19 protein-coding genes, 2 tRNA genes and 2 other RNA genes are annotated in these 22,729 nt (G+C 59.1%); 12 read left to right on the top strand and 11 right to left on the bottom strand.

The features are described from left to right. The first annotated feature begins 19 nt into the window (after positions 1-19). The 11 genes from modF to gpmA all read left to right on the top strand — a co-directional run bounded on the left by modF (position 20) and on the right by gpmA (position 13,945). On the top strand, positions 20-1,489 hold the full coding sequence (modF, locus tag CPA59_RS06560) for a molybdate ABC transporter ATP-binding protein ModF (protein ID WP_107758910.1): 1,470 nt from the start codon (positions 20-22) through the stop codon (positions 1,487-1,489). A gap of 257 nt (positions 1,490-1,746) precedes the next feature. Continuing rightward, complete coding sequence (galE, locus tag CPA59_RS06555; protein WP_049854830.1) at positions 1,747-2,763, top strand: UDP-glucose 4-epimerase GalE; 1,017 nt, start codon at positions 1,747-1,749, stop codon at positions 2,761-2,763. Positions 2,764-2,844: 81 nt separating this feature from the next. Continuing rightward, positions 2,845-3,897: a galactose-1-phosphate uridylyltransferase gene (galT, locus tag CPA59_RS06550; protein ID WP_107758909.1), complete on the top strand. Its 1,053-nt coding sequence runs from the start codon at positions 2,845-2,847 to the stop codon at positions 3,895-3,897. Continuing rightward, the gene (gene galK, locus CPA59_RS06545) at positions 3,894-5,045 is read left to right on the top strand and encodes a galactokinase (protein ID WP_049854829.1); all 1,152 of its coding nucleotides are present in this window, start codon (positions 3,894-3,896) and stop codon (positions 5,043-5,045) included. The genes galT and galK overlap by 4 nt, the downstream gene beginning before the upstream one ends. After that, complete coding sequence (gene galM / locus CPA59_RS06540; RefSeq protein WP_100849167.1) at positions 5,035-6,117, top strand: galactose-1-epimerase; 1,083 nt, start codon at positions 5,035-5,037, stop codon at positions 6,115-6,117. Before galK ends, galM begins: the two co-directional genes overlap by 11 nt. Positions 6,118-6,229: 112 nt before the next feature. Then, positions 6,230-6,673, top strand: coding sequence for a hypothetical protein (locus tag CPA59_RS06535; RefSeq protein WP_038918337.1), 444 nt, complete (start codon positions 6,230-6,232; stop codon positions 6,671-6,673). A 73-nt stretch (positions 6,674-6,746) separates the two neighbouring features. Then, positions 6,747-7,133, top strand: coding sequence for a copper-binding protein (locus CPA59_RS06530; RefSeq protein WP_100849166.1), 387 nt, complete (start codon positions 6,747-6,749; stop codon positions 7,131-7,133). Between the two features lie 12 nt (positions 7,134-7,145). Next, on the top strand, positions 7,146-8,405 hold the full coding sequence (locus CPA59_RS06525) for a TolC family protein (protein ID WP_107758908.1): 1,260 nt from the start codon (positions 7,146-7,148) through the stop codon (positions 8,403-8,405). Next, on the top strand, positions 8,402-9,916 hold the full coding sequence (locus CPA59_RS06520) for an efflux RND transporter periplasmic adaptor subunit (protein WP_107758907.1): 1,515 nt from the start codon (positions 8,402-8,404) through the stop codon (positions 9,914-9,916). The genes CPA59_RS06525 and CPA59_RS06520 overlap by 4 nt, the downstream gene beginning before the upstream one ends. Next, positions 9,913-13,050 (top strand): efflux RND transporter permease subunit, encoded by a 3,138-nt coding sequence (locus CPA59_RS06515; protein ID WP_038918333.1) that lies wholly within the window; start codon positions 9,913-9,915, stop codon positions 13,048-13,050. Before CPA59_RS06520 ends, CPA59_RS06515 begins: the two co-directional genes overlap by 4 nt. 142 nt (positions 13,051-13,192) lie before the next feature. Then, entirely contained in the window at positions 13,193-13,945 is a 753-nt protein-coding gene (gene gpmA, locus CPA59_RS06510) for a 2,3-diphosphoglycerate-dependent phosphoglycerate mutase (RefSeq protein WP_038660762.1), read from the top strand. Between the two features lie 76 nt (positions 13,946-14,021). Here the strand turns inward: gpmA and aroG are convergent, their stop codons facing one another. Then, on the bottom strand, positions 14,022-15,074 hold the full coding sequence (aroG, locus tag CPA59_RS06505; RefSeq protein WP_038918332.1) for a 3-deoxy-7-phosphoheptulonate synthase AroG: 1,053 nt from the start codon (positions 15,072-15,074) through the stop codon (positions 14,022-14,024). A 272-nt stretch (positions 15,075-15,346) separates the two neighbouring features. Here aroG and zitB point away from each other — a divergent pair, with 272 nt between their 5' ends. After that, positions 15,347-16,282, top strand: a complete 936-nt coding sequence (gene zitB, locus CPA59_RS06500) for a CDF family zinc transporter ZitB (RefSeq protein WP_038918331.1) — start codon at positions 15,347-15,349, stop codon at positions 16,280-16,282. A 51-nt stretch (positions 16,283-16,333) separates the two neighbouring features. Here the strand turns inward: zitB and pnuC are convergent, their stop codons facing one another. The 10 genes from pnuC to tolB form a co-directional block, all read right to left on the bottom strand. Further along, positions 16,334-17,059, bottom strand: coding sequence for a nicotinamide riboside transporter PnuC (gene pnuC, locus CPA59_RS06495; protein ID WP_038918330.1), 726 nt, complete (start codon positions 17,057-17,059; stop codon positions 16,334-16,336). 22 nt (positions 17,060-17,081) lie between these two features. Beyond that, a complete protein-coding gene (gene nadA / locus CPA59_RS06490; protein ID WP_038918328.1) occupies positions 17,082-18,128 on the bottom strand; it encodes a quinolinate synthase NadA in 1,047 nt (348 codons plus the stop codon). Positions 18,129-18,332: 204 nt separating this feature from the next. Further along, positions 18,333-19,049, bottom strand: a complete 717-nt coding sequence (locus CPA59_RS06485; protein ID WP_033569369.1) for a DUF554 domain-containing protein — start codon at positions 19,047-19,049, stop codon at positions 18,333-18,335. A 272-nt stretch (positions 19,050-19,321) separates the two neighbouring features. Beyond that, a non-coding RNA gene (locus tag CPA59_RS06480) (RtT sRNA) lies at positions 19,322-19,446 on the bottom strand. 45 nt (positions 19,447-19,491) lie between these two features. Then, a non-coding RNA gene (locus CPA59_RS06475) (RtT sRNA) lies at positions 19,492-19,616 on the bottom strand. 45 nt (positions 19,617-19,661) lie between these two features. After that, a tRNA-Lys gene (locus CPA59_RS06470) sits at positions 19,662-19,737 on the bottom strand. Positions 19,738-19,772: 35 nt separating this feature from the next. Further along, positions 19,773-19,848: transfer RNA gene (locus CPA59_RS06465), tRNA-Lys, on the bottom strand. A gap of 174 nt (positions 19,849-20,022) precedes the next feature. Beyond that, entirely contained in the window at positions 20,023-20,847 is an 825-nt protein-coding gene (gene cpoB, locus CPA59_RS06460) for a cell division protein CpoB (RefSeq protein WP_107758906.1), read from the bottom strand. A 9-nt stretch (positions 20,848-20,856) separates the two neighbouring features. Beyond that, complete coding sequence (pal, locus tag CPA59_RS06455) at positions 20,857-21,363, bottom strand: peptidoglycan-associated lipoprotein Pal (protein ID WP_013317030.1); 507 nt, start codon at positions 21,361-21,363, stop codon at positions 20,857-20,859. 38 nt (positions 21,364-21,401) lie between these two features. Then, entirely contained in the window at positions 21,402-22,688 is a 1,287-nt protein-coding gene (tolB, locus tag CPA59_RS06450; protein ID WP_038918326.1) for a Tol-Pal system beta propeller repeat protein TolB, read from the bottom strand. Between the last annotated feature and the right edge of the window lie 41 nt (positions 22,689-22,729).

Here is a 22,729-nt window from a genome sequence, read left to right as displayed (position 1 = left end):
TTTCGCAAAGGGAATCATCATGTCATTGCTGCACATCCATCAGGCGCAGTTCCGGTTAAGCGATACCCGGATGATGCGTCTGGATGAACTCACGCTGCATCAGGATCAGTGCTGGGCGTTCGTCGGCGCCAACGGCAGCGGGAAATCGGCGCTGGCGCGCGCGCTCTCCGGCGAGCTGCTGCTGTTGTCAGGACAGCGCCAGTGTGACTTCCAGCGCGTGGCGCGCCTCTCTTTCGAGCAACTGCAGCAGTTGGTGTCGCTGGAGTGGCAACGCAACAACACCGATATGCTGAGCGCCGACGAGGACGACACCGGGCGCACCACCGCCGAGGTGATCCAGGACAGCGTGCACGACGCCGACCGCTGCCGCCAGTTGGCGACGCAATTCGGCATCCTCCATCTGCTCGACCGACGCTTCAAATACCTCTCTACCGGCGAAACCCGTAAGACCATGCTGTGTCAGGCGCTGATGACGCAGCCGGACCTGCTGATTCTCGACGAACCGTTCGACGGGCTGGACGTCGCCTCTCGTGCGCAGTTGGCCGACCTGCTGGCGTCGCTGGCGGCGCAGGGGCAAGCGCTGGTGCTGATTCTCAACCGCTTTGAGGATATTCCGGCGTTTGTCGGCCAGGTCGGCGTGCTGGCGGATTGCACCCTGACCCGGCAAGGTACGCGCGAGGCGATTTTGTCCGATGCGCTGGTGTCGCAGCTGGCGCACAGCGAAACCCTGACCGATACCGCGCTGCCGGAAGCGGAAGACCCGACCCAGCGCCCGACCTTGCCGCCGGATCAACCGCGCATTCGTCTGCTGCACGGCGTGGTGAGCTACAACGATCGCCGCATTCTGGACGACCTGAGCTGGGAAGTACTGCCGGGCCAGCACTGGCAAATCGTCGGGCCGAACGGCGCCGGCAAATCCACCCTGCTTAGCCTGATCACCGGCGACCACCCGCAGGGCTACAGCAATGACCTGACGCTGTTTGGCCGCCGGCGGGGCAGCGGCGAAACCATCTGGGACATCAAGCGTCACATCGGCTACGTCAGCAGCAGCCTGCATCTGGAGTACCGCGTCAGCACCAGCGTGCGCAACGTGATCCTCTCCGGCTTCTTCGATTCCATCGGCATTTATCAGGCGGTGTCGGACCGTCAGCGTTTTCTCGCCGCCCAGTGGCTGGAACTGCTCGGCCTGCCGGACAGCGTGGCCGACGCCCCGTTCCAGTCATTGTCCTGGGGCCAGCAACGGCTGGCGCTGATTGTGCGCGCGCTGGTGAAACACCCAGCATTGCTGATTCTGGACGAACCGCTGCAGGGGTTGGACCCGCTCAACCGTCAGCTTATCCGCCGCTGGCTGGATATTCTGATCGGTCAGGGACAAACCCAACTGCTGTTCGTCTCCCACCATGCGGAAGACGCGCCGGACTGCATCACCCACCGTCTGACTTTTGTGCCGAACGACGACGGCTACCGCTACCAGATAGAAAACCGCTGACCTTTCACAGACGGTTTCGCCTCAGTCGAAACCGTCGCCTCACACGCGTTGACGATCGATTTAGTGATAACGCTACCACAAAGAATACAACGTATTTCACCCGGCACCACATCGCGCTATGCTGGTCGTTCACTCAATCAGGGAAGGGGTGAAAAGTGAGACGACAGCCTTAATTATCGCTATTTACGGCGTTGATCACCTTTTTCCCGCTACGGTCGTGCTATTTTTCCAACCAGTTTTCTGCAACAGAGGTCATTATGAAAGTATTGGTTACAGGTGGTAGCGGTTACATTGGCAGTCATACCTGTGTACAACTGATCGCCGCCGGCCATCAGCCGGTTATTCTCGACAACCTGTGCAACAGCAAATCCAGCGTGGCCGACGCCATTACCCGTGTCAGCGGGCAGGCGCCGGTCTTCTATCAGGGCGATATCCGCGACCGCGCACTGCTGCAGACCATTTTTGCCGAACATGACATCGGCGCCGTGATCCACTTCGCGGGTCTCAAGGCGGTGGGCGAATCGGTCCGCGAGCCCATCAGCTACTACGACAACAACGTGTACGGCACGCTGACGCTGGTGGAAGCCATGAAGCAGGCGGGCGTCAAAACGCTGATTTTCAGCTCCTCCGCCACCGTGTATGGCGACCAGCCGCAGATCCCGTATCAGGAAAGTTTCCCCACCGGCACCCCTGCCAGCCCCTACGGCCGCAGCAAACTGATGGTAGAGCAGATCCTGCAGGATTTGCAGCGCGCGGAACCGGACTGGAGCGTGGTGCTGCTGCGCTACTTCAACCCGGTGGGCGCGCATCCTTCGGGCGAAATGGGCGAAGATCCGCAGGGCGTACCCAACAACCTGATGCCTTACATCGCTCAGGTGGCGGTGGGCCGCCGCGACTCGCTGGCGATTTTCGGCAACGATTATCCGACCGTCGACGGCACCGGCGTGCGGGATTATATCCACGTGGTGGATTTGGCCGAGGGTCATGTCGCCGCCATGAATACCCTGCACGGCAAGCCCGGCGTACACACCTATAACCTCGGCGCCGGCGTAGGTTACAGCGTACTGCAGGTAGTGGAAGCCTTCAGCCGCGCCTGCGGCAAGCAACTGCCGTACCATTTCGCGCCCCGCCGTGACGGCGACCTGCCCGCTTACTGGGCCGACGCGGAAAAAGCCGCCCGCGAGCTTAACTGGCGCGTCAGCCGGACGCTGGACGAAATGGCCGCCGATACCTGGCGCTGGCAGTCCCGCCATCCGAATGGCTTTTCAGACTGACAGGCAGTGATAAGACACCGTTTTCAGGACGCATCGTTTTTCCGATAGCAACGTTTTTCGATGACAGAAATAAGGTATCCCATGGCGTATTTTGACCCCGTTGAACATCCGCATCGTCGCTACAACCCGCTGACCGGTCAGTGGGTGCTGGTATCGCCGCACCGCGCCAAACGTCCGTGGCTGGGGCAGCAGGAAAGCGTGTCGTCCGACCCGTTGCCGTCGCATGACCCAACCTGTTTCCTTTGCCCCGGCAACACGCGGGCGACCGGAGATACCAACCCTGACTATCAGGACACTTTTGTTTTCACCAACGATTTCGCCGCGCTGATGACCGACACCCCGGAAGCGCCGGAAAATAGCGATCCGCTGATGCGCTGCCAGAGCGCACGCGGCACCAGCCGGGTGATCTGCTTTTCGCCGGACCACAGCAAAACCCTGCCGGAACTGTCGCTCGGCGCGCTGGAACAGGTGGTCGCCACCTGGCAACAGCAGAGCGCCGAACTGGGGCAAACGTACCCGTGGGTGCAGGTATTCGAAAACAAAGGCGCGGCGATGGGCTGTTCCAACCCGCATCCGCACGGCCAGATCTGGGCCAATGATTTTCTGCCCAACGAAGCGGAACGGGAAGACCGGCTGCAACGCGACTATTTCCAGCAGTACGGCTCGCCGTTGCTGGTGGATTACCTGCAACGCGAATTGCAGGACGGCGCGCGCCATGTGGTGGAAACCGAGCACTGGCTGGCGGTGGTGCCCTACTGGGCGGCCTGGCCGTTTGAAACGCTGCTGCTGCCCAAAGCCCACACCCTGCGCCTGCCGGACGTCACCGCGGAACAGCGTCAGGATCTGGCGCTGGCGTTGAAGAAGCTCACCAGCCGCTACGACAACCTGTTCCAGACCTCGTTCCCCTACTCGATGGGCTGGCACGGCGCGCCGTTTACCGGCGGCGATCACCCGCATTGGCAGTTGCACGCGCATTTTTATCCGCCGCTGTTGCGTTCCGCCACAGTGCGCAAATTCATGGTGGGCTACGAAATGCTGGCGGAAACCCAGCGCGATTTGACCGCCGAGCAGGCCGCGGAACGGCTGCGTGCCGTCAGCGACATTCATTACCGTGATTCAGGAGTTCAGGCATGACCTTATCAGCACGCACCCAGGCGGTTTTCCAGCAGCAGTTCGGTTACCCGGCGACGCTTACCGTGCAGGCGCCGGGCCGGGTCAACCTGATAGGGGAACACACCGACTACAATGATGGCTTTGTGCTGCCGTGCGCCATCAACTATTCGACCACCATCAGCGCCGCGCCGCGCGATGACCGGCAAATCCGCGTCATCGCGGTGGACTACGACAACCAGCAGGATCTGTTTTCGCTGGATGCGCCGATCGAACATCATCCGCAATGGCAGTGGGCGAATTATGTCCGCGGCGTGATCAAGCATCTGAAAACACGCAGCGATGCCTTTGGCGGCGCGGATCTGGTGATCAGCGGCGACGTACCGCAGGGCGCGGGTCTGAGTTCGTCGGCGTCGCTGGAAGTGGCGGTCGGCAAGGCGATTCAGGCGCTGTACCAGCTACCGCTGGACAATGTGGCGCTGGCGCTCAACGGTCAGGAAGCGGAAAACCAGTTCGTCGGCTGCAACTGCGGCATCATGGACCAGATGATTTCGGCGCAGGGCAAGCGCGGTCATGCGCTGTTGATTGACTGCCGTTCGCTGGAAACGCGCGCGGTGTCCATGCCGGACAACGTGGCGGTGATGATCATCAACTCCAACGTCAAACGCGGTCTGGTGGACAGCGAATACAATACCCGCCGCCAGCAGTGCGAAGCGGCGGCGCGTCATTTTCAGGTCAAGGCGCTGCGTGACGTCAGCGAAGCGGATTTCGCCGCCAAAGTCGATGGACTGGATGAAGTAGTGGCCCGTCGCGCCCGCCATATCATTACCGAGAACGCCCGTACCCTGGCGGCGGCCGACGCGCTGACGCGCGGCGATCTGCGCCAGATGGGCGAACTGATGGCCGCCTCCCATGCGTCGATGCGGGATGACTTCGCAATCACCGTGCCGCCCATCGACACGCTGGTAGACATTGTCAAAGCCGTGATCGGCGACGAAGGCGGCGTGCGCATGACCGGCGGTGGATTTGGTGGCTGTATCGTGGCGTTGATCCCACAACAGCACGTGACAGCGGTGCAAAATGCCGTGATGCGGGACTATCCGGCAAAAACCGGATTGCAACCCACCTGTTACGTCTGTCAGGCCTCGCCAGGAGCCGGTTATGTCGAATGACCCTGTTGAACCGCGTGCGTCGCAAACGGCGCTCGCCCCGGATGGTCAGCCGTTTCAGCTGACCGTACTGCAAAATCGCCACGGTACGCGGGTAACGTTGATGGATTGGGGAGCCACCTGGCTCTCCTGCCAGTTGCCGCTGCCCGGCGGCGCAACGCGTGAAGTGCTGCTGGGCTGCGCGCCCGAACAGTACCCGCATCAGGCCGCCTATCTGGGCGCGTCGGTGGGGCGCTACGCCAACCGTATCGCCAACGCCGCCCTGCGTCAGGGCGATGCGCTCATCCGCCTGCACGCCAATCAGGGCGTACATCAGTTGCATGGCGGGCCGGACGGCTTTCACGCCCGACGCTGGCAGATACTGCAACAGAGCGACGATCAGGTCATCTACCAGTTGCATTCGCCGGACGGCGATCAGGGCTTTCCCGGCGCGCTGACCGCGCAGGTCAGTTATCAGCTCACCGACCAGAATGCGCTGGACATCGAGTATCAGGCGGAAGTGGACCAGCCCTGCCCGGTGTGCCTGACCAACCATGCCTATTTCAACCTCGACGGCGCGCCGACCGACGTGCGGCATCACCAGTTGCAACTGATGGCGGATTACTATCTGCCGGTGAATCAGGACGGTATTCCCGGCGACGCGTTGCGGGACGTGACGGACGGCAGTTTCGATTTTCGTCAGCCCAAAACGCTGTTACAGGATTTTCTGGCCGATGCGGACCAGCAGGCCGTTCGTGGTTACGACCACGCTTTTCTGCTGCACCGCACCGGCGGCTCCGGCGAAAGCCCGGCCGCCAGCCTGTGGTCGGCGGACGGCAAGGTGCAGATGCGGGTGTACACCAGCGCGCCGGCATTGCAACTCTACAGCGGCAACTTTCTGGCCGGCACGCCGTCACGCGACGGCACGCCTTATGCCAACTACGCCGGGCTGGCGCTGGAAAGCGAATTTCTGCCGGACAGCCCCAATCATCCGGACTGGCCGCAACCCGACTGCTGGCTGAAACCCGGCAAGCGCTACCGCTCGCTTACCCGCTATGCGTTTATCGTCAGTCCTGCTGAAAACCCGACAGATTGATAAACTGAGAGCCAGCACGGCTGGCTCTTTACAAATCTGTGCAAATTCCTGCTTGTCCGGCGCGGATTACGCCTCTTACACTGGCAGCACTTTTTATAAGGATATTCACGCCATGACAGCCTCGCGCCATCATTCATTCAACCTGCGACATCTGCGCCATAAAAGCGGATGGGGTTGGATGTTGGCGTTATGCTGGTTGCTGCTGAATGCCCAACTGGCGGTGGCCGGTCACCGTTGCGAGCTGGCCGTAACCGCGGCGCCGGTGAGTATTCAACATGATGCCCACCGTATGCAGCCAGACGTCGTCATGCCCGATATGCCGGCCGCGCATGCCATGCAGTCCGCCGCTGACGTCAGCCCGGTGTGTGAAAAACACTGTCTGCCCGACTCCGCCAGTCAGGATTTACCGTCACTGTCATTACTGGCGCTGCCGGTTAACAGTGAACTGTTGCCGGCTCAACCGCCGGAGCCCGTTACCGCCAGCAGCAACAGTTGGTTTACGCCGCCGGTCGCCGGCCCGCCCGCCGAAATCCGTTTTTGCCGATTCAGAGAATAGCTTCCGCGATAAACAACCGTCGTGCGCTTTGGCGCAATAACTTGTTATTTATCGTATTTATGGAGCTATTATCATGCGTATGCTTTCCGTGGCTATCGCCACCCTGCTGTTTTCCGCCCCATTGCTGGCTGAACAAAATCAGACTCACACCATGACCGGCGAGATGGGCAACATGTCCCATACCATGCCAGGCGGGATGAATCACGACATGTCGTCCATGACCGCCGACGCCGCCCCGGTTTACCGCACCACCGGCACAGTCAAACAATGGAACGCCAGCGGCGTTACCCTGGCGCACGCCGCCGTCCCCGCGCTGCGCTGGCCGGCCATGACCATGAACTTCCGTCTGCCCGCGAACAATCACTGGACGCCGCTGCCCCAGGGCAGCGCGGTCAGCTTCAGCTTCGTGCAAAGCGCGGACGGCTACACCCTGACGGATATCAAACCGCAGCAAAACTAACCGGAGACCACCATGCACATACGCAAGTTCCGCGCTTCACGCGCGTGGCTGGCGATGTTGTTGTGGCTGCCTGCCGCGTCATTCGCGGCAGCACTGGATCTGGATGGCGCGCTACAGGCGGCGGAGCAGTATTCCGCCGACCTGTCAGCCAACCAGCACCGGATGAACGCGCTGCAAAACATGGCCGACTCCGCCACACAACTGCCGGACCCTCAACTGAAATACGGCATCGAAAACGTACCGCTCGGCGGCAACAACACCCGGCGCCTGACGCGCGAAGGCATGACCATGCAACGCATCGGCATCATGCAGACGTATGTCAGCGCCACCAAGCGCGAACGTAAGGCGCAAACCATTCAGGCGGAAGCCGACACGGTACGCGGCAACAGCGAAGCCCTGCGCGCCCAGTTGCAACGCGATACCGCCCAGGCCTGGCTGGAACTGGCGCTTTCCCGCCAGATACTGCAGGAAGTCAACGCGCTGGTGCAGGAGAGCCAGCGACAGATTGCCGTTCAGAAAGCCGGCGTGGCGGCCGGCGGCGAGTCGACCCGGGTGCTGGACGCCCGGCTGACGCTCTCCGCCATGCAGGATCGGCTGGCGGACGCCACCCGTGATGCGGCCATCGCGCAAGCGCGGCTGACCCGGCTGACCGGCGTCGCCGATGTCGCCACGCAGGGGCCGCTGCCCCGTTTCGAACGTCTGCCCGCCGATCCGGCGGTGCTGTACGCCGCCATCGCCCAGCATCCGGAAATCGCCGAGGCCGAGCAGGAAACCCGGCTGGCGCAGGCACGAGCCGCCCAGTCAGCGGTAGCGGCGATCCCGGATGTCGGCGTCGAGGTCTACTACGGCCGCCGCGGTAATAGCTTCGATGATATGGCGGGCTTCGAAATCAGCATGGACCTGCCGTTGTTCCAGTCCAGGCGGCAGGACAAGGATCATGCCGCCGATGTGGCGCGCAGCATGGAAGCCCGCGATCGGGTCACGCTCGCCCAGCGGGAGCACCGGGTGCAACTCGACACCCTGCTGGCGCAGTATCAGGCGGCGCAGTCGCGCTGGCGTCGCCAGAACGGCGAGGTGTTGCCGTTGCAGCAACAGCGCATCCGGCTGCTGCAAAGCCAGTATCAGAGCGGCGGCAGCGATTTGGCCGGCGTGCTGGAAGCCCGTCGCGCGCTGCTGGACAGCCGCATCGCCGCGCAGAACGCCGCCCGTGACATGGCGACGCTGTGGGCCGCCCTCCGTTACCTGACGCCACAAGGAACCGCCGCAAAATGAACCGAACTTTTACTGTCAGTCTGATTGCCGTGGCGCTGGCGGCCGCAGCAGTTGGTTACTCAGTTAGTTATTACAGCGGCAGCCGCGCCACCGGCACGACGACGCATGCCGCCGCCGCAACGCCCGACGCCAACGGCGGGCGTAAGGTCCTCTATTGGTATGACCCGATGGTGCCGGACAAACGCTTCGATCAACCCGGCAAATCGCCGTTTATGGATATGCCGCTGACGCCGCGCTACGCCGATGAGGTGCAGGATAACGGCGGCGTGACGGTCAGTCCGCGCCAGCAACAGAATCTCGGCGTGCGCACCGCCAAAGCCGAACGCCGCGAACTGCAACCGCACGCCACCGGTTACGGTACCGTGGCGCTCAATGAGCGCACCCTGCGCACGCTGGTCGCCCCCAGCGGCGGCGTGGTGGAACAACTCGGCGTCAACGCGGTACAACAGCCGGTGCAAAAAGGCCAGATGCTGTCGGTACTGTGGAACCCAACCTGGGCGGCAGCCCAGCAGGAGTATCTGGCGGTACGCCAGTTGGGGGACGCGGAGCTAAGCCAGGCCGCACGACAAAAACTGGCGCTGATGTTCATGCCGGAAAGCGTGATCCGTCAGGTGGAACGCAGCGGCAAACCGCAACCCCGGCTAACCATCACCGCACCGGAAAACGGCTACATCAACCGGCTGGATGTCCGCACCGGCGCCCAGTTGACGCCTGCACAACCGCTGTTTGAGCTGGCCAGTCTCGACCCGGTGTGGGTTGAGGTGGAGTATCCGGCGGCACAGGCGGCGGCGTTGCATATCGGCGATGAGATGCTCGCCGTTAGCGACAGCTGGCCGGACGACACCTTCCGCGGGCGCGTTGCCGAACTGCTGCCGCAACTCGACAGCGCCACCCGCACGCTGAAAGCCCGCGTAGTACTGGACAACCGGCAACAGCGCCTCAAACCCGGTATGTACCTGACGGTGAAGCTTGCCGCCGGCGTCGCCCGTCAGGCGCTGATGGTTCCTCAACAGGCGCTGTTGGTCAGCAGCCGGCAGAACCGGGTATTGCTGAACGACGGTCAGGGCTATTTCACGCCGCGCCCGGTTGACGTCGGCGTCATTCAGGACGGCTGGGCGGAAATCCGCTCGGGTCTTAACGAGGGCGATAGTGTGGTGATCTCCGGTCAGTTCCTGATCGACTCCGAAGCCAGCCTGCGCAGCGCGTTGACCTCGTTCAGCGACACACCGCAGAACCAGAGCCCGGCCGCCACGCCCGCCCCCGTCGGCGACTACCAGACCAGAGGGGTCATCAAGGCCATCAACGGCAAGCAGGTGACCCTCGCCCACGACGCGGTGCCGGCGCTGGACTGGCCGCCGATGACCATGGATTTCACCTTCGACGGCGACGCGCTGCCAGCGACGCTCCAACCCGGCATGACGGTGACATTTCGGTTCCGGCTGGATGACAACGGCGCGCGACTGCTGGATATCCAGCCTGTCGCCGCGGCGGCTCACGGAGGTCATCTATGATTGCTGCGGTGATTCGCTGGTCGATCAAAAACCGTTTTCTGGTGCTGATCGCCACGCTGCTGATGGCCGGCTGGGGGGTGATTTCGCTGCAGAAAACGCCGCTGGATGCGCTGCCGGACCTCTCCGACGTACAGGTCATTATCCGCGTCAGCTATCCCGGCAAGGCGCCGCAGGTGGTGGAAAATCAGGTCACCTATCCGTTGACCACCACCATGCTGTCGGTGCCCGGCGCGAAGACCGTGCGCGGTTTTTCCATGTTTGGCGACGCCTACGTCTATGTGCTGTTTGAAGATGGCACCGACCCTTACTGGGCGCGCTCCCGCGTGCTGGAATACCTGAGTCAGGTGCAATCCACCCTGCCCGCCGATGCCAAAGCCTCGCTGGGGCCGGACGCTACCGGAGTGGGCTGGATCTACGAATACGCGCTGGTCGACCGTACCGGTCAACACAGTCTGGCGGATTTGCGCGCCATTCAGGACTGGCTGTTGAAATATGAACTGAAAACCGTGCCCAACGTGGCGGAAGTCGCCAGCATCGGCGGCATGGTGCGGCAGTATCAGGTGGTGCTGAATCCGGAACGGCTGCGTGCGCTCAACGTGACGCATCAGCAGGTGATCGACGCGCTGCGGGCCGCCAATCAGGAAAGCGGCGGTTCGGTTATCGAACTGGGGGAAGCCGAGTACATGGTGCGTACCTCCGGCTATCTGCTGAAAACGGAAGACTTTCTCAACGTGCCGGTGGGTCGGCGCGACGGCATTCCGGTGCTGTTGCAGGATGTCGCCACCTTACGACAAGGCCCGGAAATGCGCCGCGGCATCGCCGAGCTGAACGGCGAAGGCGAAGTGGCGGGCGGCGTTATCGTGATGCGCTCCGGCAAAAATGCGCTGGAAACGCTGCGGGCGGTGCATGCCCGCCTGCAACAGGTCCGCCAAAGCCTGCCCGCCGGGGTGGAAATCGTCACTACCTACGATCGCTCGCCGCTGATCGAACGCGCCATCACTACCCTCAGCCACAAACTGCTGGAAGAGTTTGTGGTGGTGGCGCTGGTGTGCTCGCTGTTCCTGTTTCACTTCCGCTCCTCGCTGGTGGCGATCATCAGCCTGCCGCTGGGGATTCTGGGCGCGTTTATCATCATGCGCTATCAGGGGATCAACGCCAACATCATGTCGCTGGGCGGGATAGCCATCGCCATCGGCGCCATGGTGGACGCGGCCATTGTGATGATCGAGAACATGCACAAGGTGGTGGAACAGTGGCGGCATCAGCACCCAGACCATGAACCGGATAATGCCACCTGGTGGCGGCTCGCCACGCAGGCGGCGACGGAAGTGGGGCCGGCGCTGTTTTGCAGCCTGCTGATCATCACGCTGTCGTTTATCCCGGTGTTCTCGCTGGAAGCGCAGGAAGGCCGCATGTTCTCGCCGCTGGCGTTCACCAAAACCTACGCGATGGCGGTGTCCGCCGGTCTGGGGATCACGCTGGTGCCGGTATTAATGGGTTATTTCGTGCGCGGACGGATTCCCGACGAGCAGACCAATCCTCTCAACCGCTGGCTGATCGCCCTGTACCAGCCGGTGTTACGGCAGGTGCTGCGGTTTCCCAAAACCACGCTGGTCGTTTCACTGGCGCTGCTGGCGCTGACGCTGTTCCCGCTTGCCCGCCTCGGCAGCGAATTCATGCCGCCGCTGGACGAAGGCGACCTGCTGTATATGCCGTCCACGCTACCCGGCATTTCGCCGCGCGAAGCCGCACGGCTGTTGCAACAGACCGACCGGCTGATCAAAACCGTGCCGGAGGTGGATAGCGTATTCGGCAAGGCCGGTCGCGCCGACAGCGCTACCGATCCGGCGCCGCTGACCATGATGGAAACCACCATCCGCCTGAAACCGCGGGAACAATGGCGACCGGGCATGACGATGGACAAACTGATCGCCGAACTGGACCAGACCGTCAGTATTCCCGGCATCGCCAACGTGTGGGTGCCGCCGATTCGCAACCGGCTCGACATGCTGGCGACCGGCATCAAAAGCCCGGTCGGCATCAAGGTCAACGGCGACAATCTGCATGATATCGAACAGGTGGCGGCGCAGATCGAGCAAGTGGTGAAGCGAGTGCCCGGCGTAACGTCGGCGCTGGCGGAACGGCTGGCGGGCGGGCGCTACATCGATATCGACATCGACCGGGTGCGGGCCGCCCGCTATGGCGTGTCGGTACAGGAATTGCAGTCGATGGTCGCTACCCTGATCGGCGGGGAAAACATCGGCGAAACGCTGGAGGGCCGCCAGCGTTACCCGATCAACGTGCGTTATCCGCGGGAAATCCGCGACTCGGTAGACGCGGTGAAAAATCTGCCGGTGGTGACGCAAGGCGGCGCGCGCCTGACGCTGTCCGATCTGGCCGACGTGCGCGTCAGCGAAGGGCCGCCGATGCTGAAAAGCGAAAACGGCCGCCTGTCCGACTGGATTTATGTCGACCTGCGCGGGCGCGACCTGAAATCCGCCGTGGAAGATATGCAGCGTCAGGTGGCGCAGCAGGTCACGCTGCCGCAGGGGGTATCGGTGAGTTGGTCCGGCCAGTTTGAGTATCTGGAGCGGGCCACGGAAACCATGAAGCTGGTGGTGCCCTTCACCCTGCTGATTATTTTCATCCTGCTGTACGTGACTTTCGGCCAGATCAAAGACGCGCTGTTGATTATGGGTACACTACCGTTTGCGCTGATCGGCGGCGTCTGGCTGTTGTATCTGCTCGGCTATAATTTATCTGTCGCCGGTGCGGTGGGGTTCATCGCGCTGGCCGGGGTAGCGGCGGAGTTTGGCGTGATCATGTTGCTGTACCTGAATCACGCGGTGGAAAAACATCGCCAGCCGGGACAACCGTTGACCGACGATCAGTTGACGGCCGCCATTCGCGAAGGCGCGGTGTTGCGCGTGCGTCCGAAAATGATGACCGTCGCCACCATCATGGCCGGGCTGTTGCCGATCATGTGGGGCGGCGGCACGGGTTCGGAAATCATGCAGCGCATCGCGGCACCAATGGTCGGCGGCATGGTCAGCGCGCCGCTGCTGTCGATGCTGGTGATTCCGGCGCTGTTTTTGTTGCTCCATCGCAATATGGTGGAGAAACACACAAGCTGAAACGATAAAGCCGCCTGTTTTGTCGCCATTATGACGGCATATAAATCAGGCGGCCCGACGACTAGCGATTGCCGATAACCGCTCTCCGGCCCTATAATGAGAGCAGTTATCATAGAAATCTTAGTATATGAAGGAGTTAAGCATGGCTGTAACTAAGCTGGTACTGGTGCGACATGGTGAGAGCCAGTGGAACAACGAAAACCGCTTCACCGGCTGGATGGACGTTGAACTGTCCGAAAAAGGCGTCAACGAAGCCAAACAGGCAGGTAAATTGCTGAAAGAAGAAGGTTTCAGCTTTGATTTTGCCTACACCTCAGTGCTGAAACGTGCCATTCACACCCTGTGGAACGTGCTGGACGAGCTGGATCAGGCCTGGCTGCCGGTGGAAAAATGCTGGAAACTGAACGAGCGTCACTACGGTGCGCTGCAGGGTCTGAACAAAGCGGAAACCGCCGAAAAATACGGTGACGACCAGGTGAAACTGTGGCGTCGCGGCTTCGCGGTCACCCCGCCGGAACTGACCCGTGACGACGAGCGTTTCCCGGGCCACGATCCGCGCTACGCGTCGCTGAGCGACAAAGAGCTGCCGCTGACCGAAAGTCTGGCGCTGACCATCGAACGCGTGGTGCCGTACTGGAACGAAAGCATTCTGCCGCGCCTGAAAAAGGGCGAGCGCGTAATCATCGCCGCTCACGGCAACTCGCTGCGCGCGCTGGTGAAATACCTGGATAACATGAGCGAAGAAGAGATTCTGGAACTGAATATCCCGACTGCGGTTCCGCTGGTCTACGAATTCGACGAAAACTTCAAACCGATCAAACGTTACTATCTGGGCAACGCCGACGAGATCGCTGCCAAGGCAGCGGCGGTAGCCAACCAGGGTAAAGCGAAGTAATTCGTTTTATACACCCAGTGTAAAAAGAAAAAACCCGGTCCAGACCGGGTTTTTTTATGGGTGAACGGGTCAGGCATCAGCCGCGACGCTGACGCACCGCCGCCGCCAGCTGACGCAGCAGGCTGTCGGTATCATCCCAACCGATGCAGGCATCGGTGACGCTCTTGCCGTATACCAGCGGTTCGCCGCTCTCCAGATTCTGGTTGCCTTCCACCAGATGGCTTTCCACCATCACGCCCATGATCGCTCGCTCGCCGCCGCTGAGCTGACGGCACACGTCTTCACATACGTCCATCTGCTTTTTGAACTGCTTGCAGCTGTTGGCGTGGCTGAAGTCGATCATCACCTGCGTCGGCAGACCGGCTTTTTCCAGACCGGCTTTCACCGCCTGCACATGTTCCGCGCTGTAGTTCGGCTCTTTGCCGCCGCGCAGAATGATATGGCAGTCGTGGTTGCCGCTGGTGTTGACGATCGCCGAATGGCCCCACTTGGTCACCGACAGGAAGCAGTGCGGCGCGCGGGCGGCATTGATGGCGTCAATCGCTACCTTGATGGTGCCGTCGGTGCCGTTCTTGAAACCGACCGGACAGGACAGACCGGACGCCAGTTCGCGATGCACCTGAGATTCGGTGGTGCGTGCGCCGATAGCGCCCCAGCTCATCAAATCCGCCACGTATTGCGGCGAGATCATATCCAGGAACTCACCTGCCGCCGGCAAACCGGTATCGTTGATTTCCAGCAACAACTGACGCGCAATGCGCAGACCGTCGTTAATCTGGAAGCTGTTATCCATGTGCGGATCGTTGATCAGCCCTTTCCAGCCCACGGTGGTACGCGGTTTTTCAAAATAGACGCGCATCACCACTTCCAGATCATCGCGCAGTTCGTCACGCAGTTTCAGCAACCGCGCGGCGTACTCTTTGGCCGCTTTCGGGTCATGGATGGAACACGGCCCAATCACCACCAGCAGGCGGTCGTCATTGCCTTTCAGGATCTTGTGAATGGCGCTGCGGGCATTAAATACTGTCTGTGCTGCGCGTTCGGTGGCCGGAAATTTTTCCAGCAGCGCAACGGGGGGGAGCAACTCTTTAATTTCTTTAATTCTCAAATCGTCATTCTGGTAATTCATAATGGGTCCATGTCTCCGCAGCAACAGACGTTCATCCCCTGTCTGCCCGGAGTAAAAAACGAAAAAATAAAAACGTCGTCGTTCATATTGCAGGCTGGCTATTATAAGTCAAGCGGCTAAAAAATGGCGCAATAATACCCACATGTTTTCACTGTTGCAGTCATCGGCTCTGGGAGCGGTTCGGTCATGCTGACCACAGGCATCAACTGGTGGTCCTTCGACCGGGCAGGACGGCGTTATGCCAAATTAATCAACCTGATACAGGATATGCCATGGCTCATTCACACCCGGTCAACCAGGCCGAACATGACAGCATGAAACGCCTGAAACTGGCCTTCGTCATTACCGCCACCTTTATGATCGCCGAAGTGGTCGGCGGACTGCTGTCCGGATCGCTGGCGTTGCTGGCGGATGCCGGCCACATGCTGACCGACGCAGTCGCTTTACTGGTGGCGTTGCTGGCCGTCCGTTTCGCCCAGCGCAAACCGACGGTCCGGCACACATTCGGCTATTTGCGCCTGACTACCCTGGCCGCGTTCGTCAACGCCATAGCTCTGCTGGCGATTACCGGGTTCATCGTCTGGGAGGCCATCCAGCGGTTCTATGCCCCACAGCCGATCGCCAGCACGCCGATGTTGTTGATTGCCGTCGGCGGCCTGATTGCCAATCTGGTGGCGTTGTGGCTGTTACATCGCGGCAGCGGTGAAAAGAATATCAACGTGCGGGCGGCGGCGCTGCATGTCATGGGCGACCTGCTGGGCTCTGTAGGCGCTATCGGCGCCGCGCTGATCATCATGTTTACCGGCTGGACCCCGATTGACCCGATCCTGTCGGTACTGGTATCGGTACTGGTGCTGCGCAGCGCCTGGCGGCTGATGAAAGAGAGCGTGCATGAATTGCTGGAGGGCACGCCGACCCGCATCAATGTCGACCAACTGAAAATAAAGCTGACGGCGGACATCCCGGAAATCCGCGACGTACACCATGTCCACTTATGGCAGGTAGGCGAAAAGCCGTTGATGACGCTGCATGTTCAGGTTATTCCGCCACACGACCACGATGCGTTGTTACAGCGAATCCAACACTATCTGCTGGATCATTATCAAGTTGCCCACACCACGATCCAGATTGAGTATCAGCCGTGCGACGACGACCACTGCGATATCCAGTATCAGGCTGGCGGCCAGCCGCACAGCCATTCGCATTAATCACGCAGGTTCGCGCCGTCCCGTTCGTCAGGACAACGCGAACCGACGTACTTATAGCGCTCGCGCCAGCGGCCGGGAGTGATTATCCCGGGCGCCTTTGATCCACAGCCAGGAGCCGTTAAGGGCGATCAGCGTCAGCACCATATACTGCAACGACATGGCATAGACGCCCTGATAAGCGAAAATCACCACGCTGATGACGTCGATCACCACCCACAGCAGCCAGTTCTCCACATATTTACGGGTCATCAGCAGCATCGCCGCCACCGACAGCACCGTCATGGCCGAATCCCAGAATGGGAAAGCGTCCGGCTGCAATGTCGGCATCGTCACATCCAAACCGACCGCCTGCATCAACATCACCGCAACCCGGGTCAGCAGAGCAAAGAACGGATCGATATAGCGCGACATCAACACAATGGCAATTACGCAACCAGCGCCCCACCACAGCGTTTGCCGGCGCGATAGCCAGCGGACCCGCAATTCCGCCTCCTGCTCGTCGGTGGTGCGGCTCCAGGCGTACCAGCCATACACATTGGCCGCAATAAAGAAAATCTGTAGCAGCAGGCTGGCATACAGCTGTATCTGGAAAAATATCAGCGCAAACAGCGACACATTGACCAGGCCAAATAGGTAATTGGCGGTTTTTTCCAGACTGGCCAGCCAAATGCACACCAGCCCCGATAACGTCCCCAACGCCTCGACCCAGGATAGGTCATACCCGTTGTCCCCTAACGGGATGTGAACCAGAATATTGCTGGTACTAAAAAAATCCATTTCTGCTCCTGAATGACATTAACTATGATCTGAGTTTAGCTGCGAAATCCAGCATCCGATTGAGCGGCACCAGCGCACGCTCACGAACATCGGCATCCACTTCAATGGCATGATAGAGCGTATCCTGCTGCTCCAGCGCCGAGGCAATCGCCTGCAGCCCGTTCATCGCCATCCACGGGCAGTGCGCGCAACTACGGCAGGTCGCCCCTTCCCCCGCGGTAGGCGCCTCCAGCAACACTTTATCCGGGCAGGCTTGCTGCATCTTGTAGAATATACCGCGATCGGTCGCCACAATCAGTTCCCGGTGCGGTAGCTGCTGCGCCGCCTGAATCAACTGGCTGGTCGACCCCACCGCATCCGCCATCGCCACGATGCTTTGAGGCGACTCCGGATGAACCAGCACCGCCGCCTGCGGATACAGCGCTTTCATTCGTTTCAGCGCCTGGGTCTTGAATTCGTCATGCACAATGCAAGCCCCCTGCCAGCACAGCACGTCGGCGCCGGTCTGTTTTTGCACGTAATGCCCGAGGTGTCGATCCGGCGCCCAGATAATCTTCTCCCCCAGACTATCCAGATGTTCGATCAGCTCCACCGCGATGCTGGACGTCACCACCCAGTCAGCCCGCGCTTTAACCGCTGCCGACGTGTTGGCGTACACCACCACGGTGCGATCCGGGTGGCTGTCGCAAAAAGCGCTGAACGCTTCAACCGGGCAGCCCAAATCCAGCGAGCATTCCGCTTCCAGCGTCGGCATCAGCACGGTTTTTTCCGGGCTCAGTATCTTTGCCGTTTCCCCCATAAACCGGACGCCGGCGACGATCAGCGTACTGGCGGAATGAGTGCGGCCAAAACGCGCCATTTCCAGCGAGTCCGCCACACAGCCACCAGTCTCTTCGGCAAGCGACTGAATCTCCGGGTCGGTGTAATAATGCGCCACCAGCACCGCATTACGCTCTTTCAGCAGGCTTTTAATACGGTGACGGAACTGTTGCTTTTCCCCTTCTGATAGCCGCCTGGGCTTTGCGGGAAAAGGGTAATCGATAACAGGTGGTTCAGGAAACTGGCTCATCATGGGATTCCGTGCGGTTGCAGGCGTGAAGACAATGTCATTACCGGGACTTTTGTTTTATACACTAAACAAAATATCGCAATATTGTCATAAAATCTGCTTTTTCTTTAGTTATAAATTTCAGAAATGCCAAATGTGTTTAATTTATTAAAAACGCGATACCGCTGGATACCAGGCGACCTGAATAGGCCGCCCGCGAGACAGTCAGGGAAACAGGCGATGCCAGTAAAGGGAGAAAGGAATAATCAGCACTAACGCCGGCAGGAAGTTAACCACTGCGAAGGTTTTAATCTGAGCGATACGCAACCCGACAGCCATCATCACAATGCCGCCGCAAGCTGCAAAATCCCCCATGGTGATGTCATTCATGAACGGCATGATGAGCCTGGCGGAGAAAAACAACAGCGTCTGCACCAGAAACTGCGGAACGGCAATCGACATCACCGCAACGCCCAACGTAATGGCAAAAATCAGCGCCGTGAAAATGTCGAGCGCCGACTTGATGATTAGCAGCTGATAGTCGCCGGTTAGCCCTTCGGTCATCGCGCCAACCACACCGGTGCCGCTGGCGCAGAACAACACAATCAGCGCGGTAAAGTTCTGGGTATACACATCCTGCGGTAATTTGTGTTCCGGCGGCGGCACAACCCGACTCAGCAAGCGTTCAATCAGTATCGCCCCTTTCTGAACGCCGGCTTCAAGGCGCAGCAACTCGCCGATCCCTACCCCCAAAATAATCGCCAGCGCAACCGCAGGAAGCTGGTGAACTTTTACCACCAGCGTTATCCCCATTGCGATCGACACCATCGCAAACGCCGGTGGTAAACCATCACGCATACGCTGGGGAATAAAACGGTGCAACGCCACGCCCAATGCGCCGCCAATCAGAATGGCTGCGCCATTGATAACCGGACCAATCATCATCAATATCTCTTAGGCTCACCCTTCGACTTGCCAGATTACGAAGGAATATCGCCATCAGTCAAAAAAGAAGCCCTTACTATACGCCAAATGCGATGGCGTGATTAAACCGGCCTAAAGCAAAAAGAGATATAACAAAACCCACATGAGGAGATGATGCACGGTTGTCTCGCTTCGCTCGACTCGAACCTGAACGCAGCTTCTCACCTGCACGACAGTGCGATATTTAAAATAATGGTGAGCGAATTAAAGAGGAGTGATTTATTTAGCGGTGGTGGGTCGTGCAGGATGACTCGGCCTGCGGCCTCGCCCTTCGGGCCAGCGCGATGCGCTGTTGTCTCGCTTCGCTCGACTCGAACCTGAACGCAGCTTCTCACCTGCACGACAGTGCGATATTTAAAATAATGGTGAGCGAATTAAAGAGGAGTGATTTATTTAGCGGTGGTGGGTCGTGCAGGATGACTCGGCCTGCGGCCTCGCCCTTCGGGCCAGCGCGACGCGCTGTTGTCTCGCTTCGCTCGACTCGAACCTGAACGCAGCTTCTCACCTGCACGACAGTGCGATATTTAAAATAATGGTGAGCGAATTAAAGAGGAGTGATTTATTTAGCGGTGGTGGGTCGTGCAGGATTCGAACCTGCGACCAATTGATTAAAAGTCAACTGCTCTACCGACTGAGCTAACGACCCGCTACGGGATATGCTACACAGAGATTCTTTTGTTTTGGTGGGTCGTGCAGGATTCGAACCTGCGACCAATTGATTAAAAGTCAACTGCTCTACCGACTGAGCTAACGACCCAAAACACCTTGCTGCTTTCAGCGATTCAGCATCGCCCTGGCAACGGCGGCATATATTACTAATATAATTTTTCTGTGCAACCTATTTTCCGAAAAAAAAATTCAATTGCTTATCCCTTGAACGTTCTGGCACAAAAACCACGCATATCGCGCAATTTTTGCACCAGAAAGGGAATTACAAATCGGCTAAACGCTTCTGAGCTTGCTTGGCGCCATCGGTATTCGGGTAGTTTTTTACCACTTGCTGGTAGACTGCCTTGGCTTTATCAGTCTGCCCTTTTTCCTGCATGATGACGCCAACCTTGAACATAGCTTCCGAAGCTTTAGGAGATTTAGGGTAACTTTTGACAACATTAGCAAAGTAATACGCCGCGTCGTCTTTTTTACCCTTATTGTAGAACAATTGCCCTAACCAGTAGTTGGCATTCGGCTGGTAGGTTGAATCAGGGTATTTCTTGACGAAATTTTGAAACGCCACGATAGCCTGATCATACTGCTTTTTTTCCAATACTAACGACGCCGCCGTGTTGTAATCGGTGTTAGCATCGCCAGTCATGGCCGGTGCCGCTGCCGAATCAGCGCTGGGGCTATTCGTCGCGCCAGCATTACTGGTTGCCGCCGGCGCAGACGCCGCCGCGTTGCCCGCTCCTGCTGCCGATGACGCAGCAGAAGAAGACTGGCCGCCGCTTTGAGAACCCAGGCTGTCAATCTGCTGATAGATCTGTTTCTGACGCTCAACGACCTGATTCAACTGATATTGGTTTTCCTGGATCTGGCCGCGCAAGCCATCGATATCGCGCTGAGTGTCGGCGAGTTGTTGCTGAAGTTGGGTTAATAACTGACTGTGAGCGTTAGAGATACGCTCAAGCTGAGTGACTCGATCTTCTACCGAGCCAGAGCCGACATTACTGATTGGCGCCTGGGCAGTAGCGGCCCAGGGGACCGCTACGCCAACCAGTAACGACAGACTCAACACGTGATGTCTGAAGTTACTGCTCATGCGATTCTCTTAGTATACCAGAACGGCACGACGGTTCTTGGACCATGCTGCTTCGTCATGACCCAGAACGGCAGGTTTCTCTTTACCGTAAGAAACCACGGAGATCTGATCGGCAGACACGCCTTTACCCTGCAGGTACATCTGCACAGCGTTGGCACGACGTTCGCCCAGCGCGATGTTGTATTCCGGCGTACCGCGTTCGTCCGCATGACCTTCAACAGTCACTTTGTAGGACGGGTTGCTGCGCAGGAAAGCAGCGTGTGCATCCAGCATCTGAGCGAAATCAGGACGAATGTCGTATTTGTCCAGATCGAAGTAAACGATGTTGTTGCGCTGCAGTTCCTGCATCTGCAGACGAGCCTGCTCAGCAGAAGACATGTTGCCGCCATTTTCCATGCCAGCGCCGCCGTTCAGGGAAGACTGGTCGTTATTAGCGTGTTTGTTGGAGCTACATGCGGCAACAGCCAGCACCGGCAGAGCCAACATCAGGCCTTTCAGCACTTTATTGAATTGCATTTCTATGTCCTTTAAATAGGTTATTGTACATATTTTGATTACATATACGGCGACCAGGCAGGGAATCTCACCTGACCATCGGTTGCCGGAAGACGCGCTTTAAAACGCCCGTCGGTCGAAACCAGTTGCAGCACGGAACCCAGCCCCTGTTTGGAACTGTAGATTACCATGGTGCCATTGGGTGCGATACTCGGCGTTTCATCCAGGAACGTGTCCGTTAATACTTGAACGCCACCCGTTACCAGATCCTGTTTGGCGACATGCTGAGCGCCGCCGTTGGAGCTGACCATCACCAGGAATTTACCATCGCTACTGATTTCAGCATCCTGATTCTGAGCGCCTTCCCAGGTCAGACGTTGGGGAGCGCCGCCGTTAACACCGATTTTATAAATCTGCGGACGACCAGCCTGGTCAGAAGTATAGGCCAGCGTCTGGCTGTCAGGGAACCAGGTCGGCTCAGTGTTATTGCTGCGACCGTCGGTCACCTGAGAAATCTGACCAGAGCCCAGATTCATCACATACAGATTCAGGCTACCGCTCTTGGAGAGCGCAAACGCCAGTTTGGAGCCGTCCGGAGAGAATGCCGGCGCACCGTTATGACGCGGGAAAGAAGCGACTTGTTTGATATCGCCATTAGCCAGCGTCTGAACAACCAGCGCGGAGCGGCCGCTTTCAAACGTCACATACGCCAGTTTGCTGCCATCCGCCGACCAGGAAGGAGACATCAGCGGTTCCGGAGAACGGTGTACCACGAACTGGTTGTAACCGTCGTAGTCCGCTACACGCAATTCGTACGGATACTGCCCGCCATTGGTCTGCACCACATAGGCGATACGGGTACGGAAAGCGCCCTTGATGCCGGTCAGTTTTTCAAACACTTCATCACTGGCGGTGTGAGCGGCATAACGCAGCCACTGTTTGGTCACTTTGAACTGGTTCTGGGCCAGTACGCTGCCGGCACTGCCGGAGGTATCCACCAGTTGATAGGACACCAGGTAGCCATCCGCAGTCGGTTGAACCTGGCCGACAATTACCGCATCGATCCCCAGAGCAGTCCAGGCGGCCGGAGTCACTTCAGCGGCACTACCTGGCTGCTGAGGCATACGGCTCGGATCGATCGGATTGAACTTGCCGCTATTGCGCAAATCCGCGGCGACAATACTGCCGATTTCTTCAGGAACAGCGCCGCCCGCCGATTTGAACGGAACCACACCGATTGGGCGCGCAGAGTCGACCCCCTGGGTAATTTCAATACGGACTTCTGCATGCAACACAGCCGTCCACAGCATCAGAAAACTCAATGCAATTTTTAATGCCTGCTTCATCTCATCTCCCTTATCCCGGCTCCAGAGCCTACGATAACCTG

The sequence above is a fragment of the Dickeya sp. Secpp 1600 genome, assembly GCF_003049805.1.
Taxonomy (GTDB): Bacteria; Pseudomonadota; Gammaproteobacteria; order Enterobacterales; family Enterobacteriaceae; genus Dickeya; species Dickeya fangzhongdai.
Note: the sequence above shows the minus strand (reverse complement) of the source record. Positions and strands in the feature narration are given on the sequence as shown.